The sequence below is a fragment of the Mucilaginibacter sp. dw_454 genome (assembly GCF_018449775.1).
Lineage (GTDB): Bacteria > Bacteroidota > Bacteroidia > Sphingobacteriales > Sphingobacteriaceae > Mucilaginibacter.
In genome coordinates this window covers 1-5,941 of the sequence record NZ_JAAVVB010000012.1, presented here as the reverse complement: position 1 = coordinate 5,941, position 5,941 = coordinate 1, and the positions used below count along the sequence as shown (strand labels likewise).

2 tRNA genes and 3 rRNA genes are annotated in these 5,941 nt (G+C 47.4%); all 5 read right to left on the bottom strand.

Annotated elements, in window-relative coordinates:
• Positions 1-46 precede the first annotated feature (46 nt).
• The 5 genes from rrf to HB679_RS20495 all read right to left on the bottom strand — a co-directional run bounded on the left by rrf (position 47) and on the right by HB679_RS20495 (position 5,543).
• Positions 47-158, bottom strand: a 5S ribosomal RNA gene (gene rrf, locus HB679_RS20515).
• 250 nt (positions 159-408) lie between these two features.
• Positions 409-3,286: ribosomal RNA gene (locus HB679_RS20510) — 23S ribosomal RNA — on the bottom strand.
• A gap of 258 nt (positions 3,287-3,544) precedes the next feature.
• Positions 3,545-3,618 (bottom strand) — tRNA-Ala (locus tag HB679_RS20505).
• 110 nt (positions 3,619-3,728) lie between these two features.
• Positions 3,729-3,803: transfer RNA gene (locus HB679_RS20500), tRNA-Ile, on the bottom strand.
• Positions 3,804-4,021: 218 nt separating this feature from the next.
• Positions 4,022-5,543 (bottom strand): 16S ribosomal RNA (locus HB679_RS20495).
• Together the 16S, 23S and 5S rRNA genes with 2 tRNA genes alongside form the textbook arrangement of a ribosomal RNA operon.
• Between the last annotated feature and the right edge of the window lie 398 nt (positions 5,544-5,941).

Below are 5,941 nucleotides of genomic sequence, written 5' to 3'. Positions count from 1 at the left end.
ATAAACCAAGAAACCCCATCCGAAAAACGGACAGGGTTCTTATAAAATTTGGCACCGACCTACTCTCCCACGTTTTACCGCAGTACCATCGGCTCTGGCGGGCTTGACTTCTCTGTTCGGAATGGGAAGAGGTAGACACCGCCGATATAGGCACCTGAATATCTTTTGAGCATAAAGCTCAAGGCTTAAAGCATAAAGCTTTTTTGGCCAATTCAGTATTTGTTTTTCTGTACGCTTCAGACTTTTAGCTTTACGCTTTGGTCTTTCAGCTTTCAGCTAAACAATGACAATAATTGAAAGAAGTAAGTAGATCGAGAAAACAACAGATTTATTATAATCTGTCTGTTGTTTTTGTTGGGGTTGTACGCATTACGTAAAACGTTATACGTACAACCTTATTAATTCAACACGAAGAAAGCTTCGGGCGATTAGTATTACTCGGCTATGATGTCACCACCTTTATACCTGTAACCTATCAACGTAGTAGTCTGCTACGACCCTCAATGGAAGTCTCATCTCGTGGCTAGTTTCGCACTTAGATGCTTTCAGCGCTTATCTATTCCCAACGTAGCTACTCTGCAATACAGCTGGCGCCATAACAGATTCACCAGAGGTTAGTCCAACCCGGTCCTCTCGTACTAAGGTCAGCCCCACTCAAACTTCCAACGCCCACAACAGATAGGGACCGAACTGTCTCGCGACGTTCTGAACCCAGCTCGCGTGCCACTTTAATGAGCGAACAGCTCAACCCTTGGGACCTTCTCCAGCCCCAGGATGTGACGAGCCGACATCGAGGTGCCAAACCTCCCCGTCGATATGAGCTCTTGGGGGAGATCAGCCTGTTATCCCCAGCGTACCTTTTATCCTTTGAGCGATGGCCCTTCCATGCAGAACCACCGGATCACTATATCCGTCTTTCGACCCTGCTCGGCTTGTCTGCCTCACAGTCAAGCAAGCTTATGCTATTGCACTCCGCGTACGGTTACCAAGCGTACTGAGCTTACCTTTGAAAGCCTCCGTTACCTTTTTGGAGGCGACCACCCCAGTCAAACTACCCGCCAAACAATGTCCTCCGCATTGCGGAGTTAGACACCAAATACAGAAAGGGTGGTATTTCAACGTTGACTAACCGACTCCTAGCGAAGCCGGATCACAGTCTCCCACCTATCCTACACATCCTGTATCCGATATCAATGTTAAGTTGTAGTGAAGGTGCATGGGGTCTTTCCGTCCCGTTGCGGGTAACCGGCGTCTTCACCGATACCACAATTTCACCGAGCTCATGGCTGAGACAGCGCCCAGATCGTTACACCATTCGTGCAGGTCGGAACTTACCCGACAAGGAATTTCGCTACCTTAGGACCGTTATAGTTACGGCCGCCGTTTACCGGGGCTTCGATTCAATGCTTCGGTTTAACCCTAACATCCCCTCTTAACCTTCCGGCACCGGGCAGGTGTCAGGCCATATACGTCATCTTTCGATTTTGCATAGCCATGTGTTTTTGTTAAACAGTCGCCTGGGCCTTTTCACTGCGGCTGACATTGCTGCCAGCGCCCCTTCTCCCGAAGTTACAGGGCCATTTTGCCGAGTTCCTTAGCCATGATTCACTCGAGCACCTTAGGATTCTCTCCTCGACTACCTGTGTCGGTTTACGGTACGGGTTTTTATAACCTGAAGCTTAGCGGGTTTTCTTGGAAGTCTGATTACCTGAACTATCCCATCACCCGAAGGCTCAAGGTACTATCAGCTTTCAGCAAGTCGTGCGTACTTAACTACACAACCTATACCTACGGCCTTTAACGAACTATTCCGTCAGTTCGCGTCAGTGTCACTACTCCGTCACCGCATCGCAGTTATAAAAAGTACTGGAATATTAACCAGTTGTCCATCGGCTACGCCCTTCGGCTTCACCTTAGGCCCCGACTAACCCTGATCCGATTAGCGTTGATCAGGAAACCTTAGTCTTTCGGTGGGCGGGTTTCTCTCCCGCCTTATCGTTACTTATGCCTACATTTGCTTTTCTATTCCCTCCACAGTCAGTTACCTTCCTGCTTCGCCGCAAATAGAATGCTCCCCTACCAGATGCATTACTGCAAATCCATAGCTTCGGTATAACGCTTAATGCCCGTTTATTATCCATGCCCGATCGCTCGACTAGTGAGCTGTTACGCACTCTTTAAATGAATGGCTGCTTCCAAGCCAACATCCTAGCTGTCTATGCAATCGGACCTCGTTAGTTCAACTTAGCGTTAATTTGGGGACCTTAGCTGATGGTCTGGGTTCTTTCCCTCTCGGCCATGGACCTTAGCACCCATAGCCTCACTCCAGCGTATATTATAAAGCATTCGGAGTTTGTCTGGATTTGGTAGGATTTGACTCCCCCGCACCCAATCAGTAGCTCTACCTCTTTATAACTCAACCGCCAGGCTGTTCCTAAAAACATTTCGGGGAGTACGAGCTATTTCCCAGTTTGATTAGCCTTTCACCCCTACCCACAGATCATCCGGAAACTTTTCAACGTTTATCGGTTCGGTCCTCCAGTACCTGTTACGGCACCTTCAACCTGTCCATGGGTAGATCACAAGGTTTCGCGTCTACCTCCTCTGACTATACGCCCTATTCAGACTCGCTTTCGCTTCGGATCCGTGTCTTAAACACTTAACCTTGCCAGAGAAGAGTAACTCGTAGGCTCATTATGCAAAAGGCACGCCGTCACCCCACGAAGGGGCTCCGACCGCTTGTAAGTACACGGTTTCAGGTTCTATTTCACTCCCCTGTTCGGGGTTCTTTTCACCTTTCCCTCACGGTACTGGTTCACTATCGGTCTCTCAGGAGTATTTAGCCTTACCAGATGGTGCTGGCAGATTCCCACAAGGCGTCTCCGACCTCGCGGTACTCAGGATACCACTATCTTATCATTACTTACCCGTACGCAGCTCTCATGCTCTATGGCCGGGTTTCCCACCCCGTTCCGGTTCATTTTGATAGTCATATTGTGGTCCTACAACCCCTATTATGCCGTAACATAATAGGTTTGGGCTCTTTCCCTTTCGCTCGCCACTACTCAGGAAATCATTATTATTTTCTCTTCCTCTGCTTACTTAGATGTTTCAGTTCAGCAGGTTTGCGCTATTGCAACTATACTTCATATAGTTAGGTTTCCCCATTCAGAAATTTCCGGATCAATTCATATTTGCTGATCCCCGGAACTTATCGCAGCTTATCACGTCTTTCATCGCCTCTGAGAGCCAAGGCATCCCCCGTGTACCCTTTCTTACTTTCTTCTACCTGTACGCCTTTTGCGCCGTACGGTATGCTTTTATCGATAGATTGCCGTTTCTCAGTCCGTCGGACGTTTTACGCAGAACGTATTACGTTTAACTTCCCTCGAAAGCCAACAACCGTCTCTATTCTGTTGTTTTCTCTTTCAATTTACTTCTTCCAATATGTCAAAGAACGTTTTTTAAGCTTAGAGCTGAAAGTCCAAAGATTAAAGCTTTTAAAGGCTTTTTGCTTTCTTCTTTCTGCTTTTCGCTTAAAGCGTGGAGAATAACGGATTCGAACCGTTGACCCCCTGCGTGCAAGGCAGGTGCTCTAGCCAGCTGAGCTAATCCCCCGTTGATGAGCTGAAAGCTTAAAGGTCAAAGCTTAAAGCTTTTTTCCTGTTGTCTTTCGCCTGAAGTGTCTTGCTTTCTGCTTTGCGCTTTCTGCTTTTCCCTCCTTATTGTAGTCCCGAGCAGATTTGAACTGCTGACCCCTACATTATCAGTGTAGTGCTCTAACCAAGCTGAGCTACAGGACTATTTAATTTCGGATTTCGGATCTACGATTTTAGATTTCGTAAATCGTCATCGTAATCTCTTACAATCTCGCCTCTCAGATGATCGTTGCCACCGATGGCTTCATCTTTGGGTTACGTTTAATAGATATAGCGTGAAAACACGCTTTCTATTTTAGAAAATAATCATGTAACAAGCAGTTATGCTTAGTTAGAAAAAAGGAGGTAAGATATTGCTCCAGAAAGGAGGTATTCCAGCCACACCTTCCGGTACGGCTACCTTGTTACGACTTAGCCCCAGTTACCGACTTTACCCTAGGACGCTCCTTGCGGTTACGCACTTCAGGCACTTCCAGCTTCCATGGCTTGACGGGCGGTGTGTACAAGGCCCGGGAACGTATTCACCGCAGCATTGCTGATCTGCGATTACTAGCGAATCCAACTTCACGGGGTCGAGTTGCAGACCCCGATCCGAACTGTGAATGACTTTGTGAGATTGGCATCCTGTTGCCAGGTAGCTGCCCTCTGTATCATCCATTGTAGCACGTGTGTAGCCCCGGACGTAAGGGCCATGATGACTTGACGTCGTCCCCTCCTTCCTCTCTATTTGCATAGGCAGTCTGTTTAGAGTCCCCACCTTAACGTGCTGGCAACTAAACATAGGGGTTGCGCTCGTTGCGGGACTTAACCCAACACCTCACGGCACGAGCTGACGACAGCCATGCAGCACCTAGTTTCGTGTCCCGAAGGACTAAAGCGTCTCTGCTTTATTCACTAACTTTCAAGCCCGGGTAAGGTTCCTCGCGTATCATCGAATTAAACCACATGCTCCTCCGCTTGTGCGGGCCCCCGTCAATTCCTTTGAGTTTCACCCTTGCGGGCGTACTCCCCAGGTGGAATACTTAACGCTTTCGCTTAGACGCTGACCGTATATCGCCAACATCGAGTATTCATCGTTTAGGGCGTGGACTACCAGGGTATCTAATCCTGTTTGATCCCCACGCTTTCGTGCCTCAGTGTCAATACCACCATAGTAAGCTGCCTTCGCAATTGGTGTTCTGTGACATATCTATGCATTTCACCGCTACTTGTCACATTCCGCCTACCTCTAGTGGATTCAAGCCCATCAGTATCAAGGGCACTGCGATAGTTGAGCTACCGTCTTTCACCCCTGACTTAACAGGCCACCTACGCACCCTTTAAACCCAATAAATCCGGATAACGCTTGGATCCTCCGTATTACCGCGGCTGCTGGCACGGAGTTAGCCGATCCTTATTCTCAGAGTACATTCAGCTCATTACACGTAATGAGGTTTATTCCCCTGCAAAAGCAGTTTACAACCCATAGGGCCGTCTTCCTGCACGCGGCATGGCTGGTTCAGGCTTCCGCCCATTGACCAATATTCCTTACTGCTGCCTCCCGTAGGAGTCTGGTCCGTGTCTCAGTACCAGTGTGGGGGGTCATCCTCTCAGATCCCCTAAACATCGTAGCCTTGGTAAGCCGTTACCTTACCAACTAGCTAATGTTCCGCATGCCCATCCTTGTCCTATAAATATTTGATTACTTTGTGATGCCACATTGTAATGTTATGCGGTCTTAATCTCTCTTTCGAGAGGCTATCCCCCTGACAAGGGTAGGTTACATACGTGTTACGCACCCGTGCGCCACTCTCATGAAAAGCAAGCTTCTCAATCCCGTCCGACTTGCATGTATTAGGCCTGCCGCTAGCGTTCATCCTGAGCCAGGATCAAACTCTCCATTGTAAAATGTTTGTTTGATTGCTCTGACCCTATTATAAATAACAGAATCTTAATTAATCATTGTATTATATATCTTTATACAATATCCTGACCTTAATCCTCTTTATCTCTTAAGCTAAAACTTTTCCTCTTCTTTCGAAGATTCGAGTCCCGCTCGTTACATGATTTTCTATTTCCTAAAAGAACTTGTCGGTAACACTGTCGCAGTGTACCCTTTTTATGTTTGTCGTCTCTTGCGAAACTTTAAACTTTCAATCTGTCATTCGCCGAAATTCGCTCCCGGCTTCCCTTTGTTTTGTCTCGAAACCTGCTTCCGAATCTCTCTCAATTTTTCTCCCTCGTTTTGGGATTGCAAAGGTAGAAACCTTTTTGTTATTCGCAAACTTTATTTGAAAATAAAT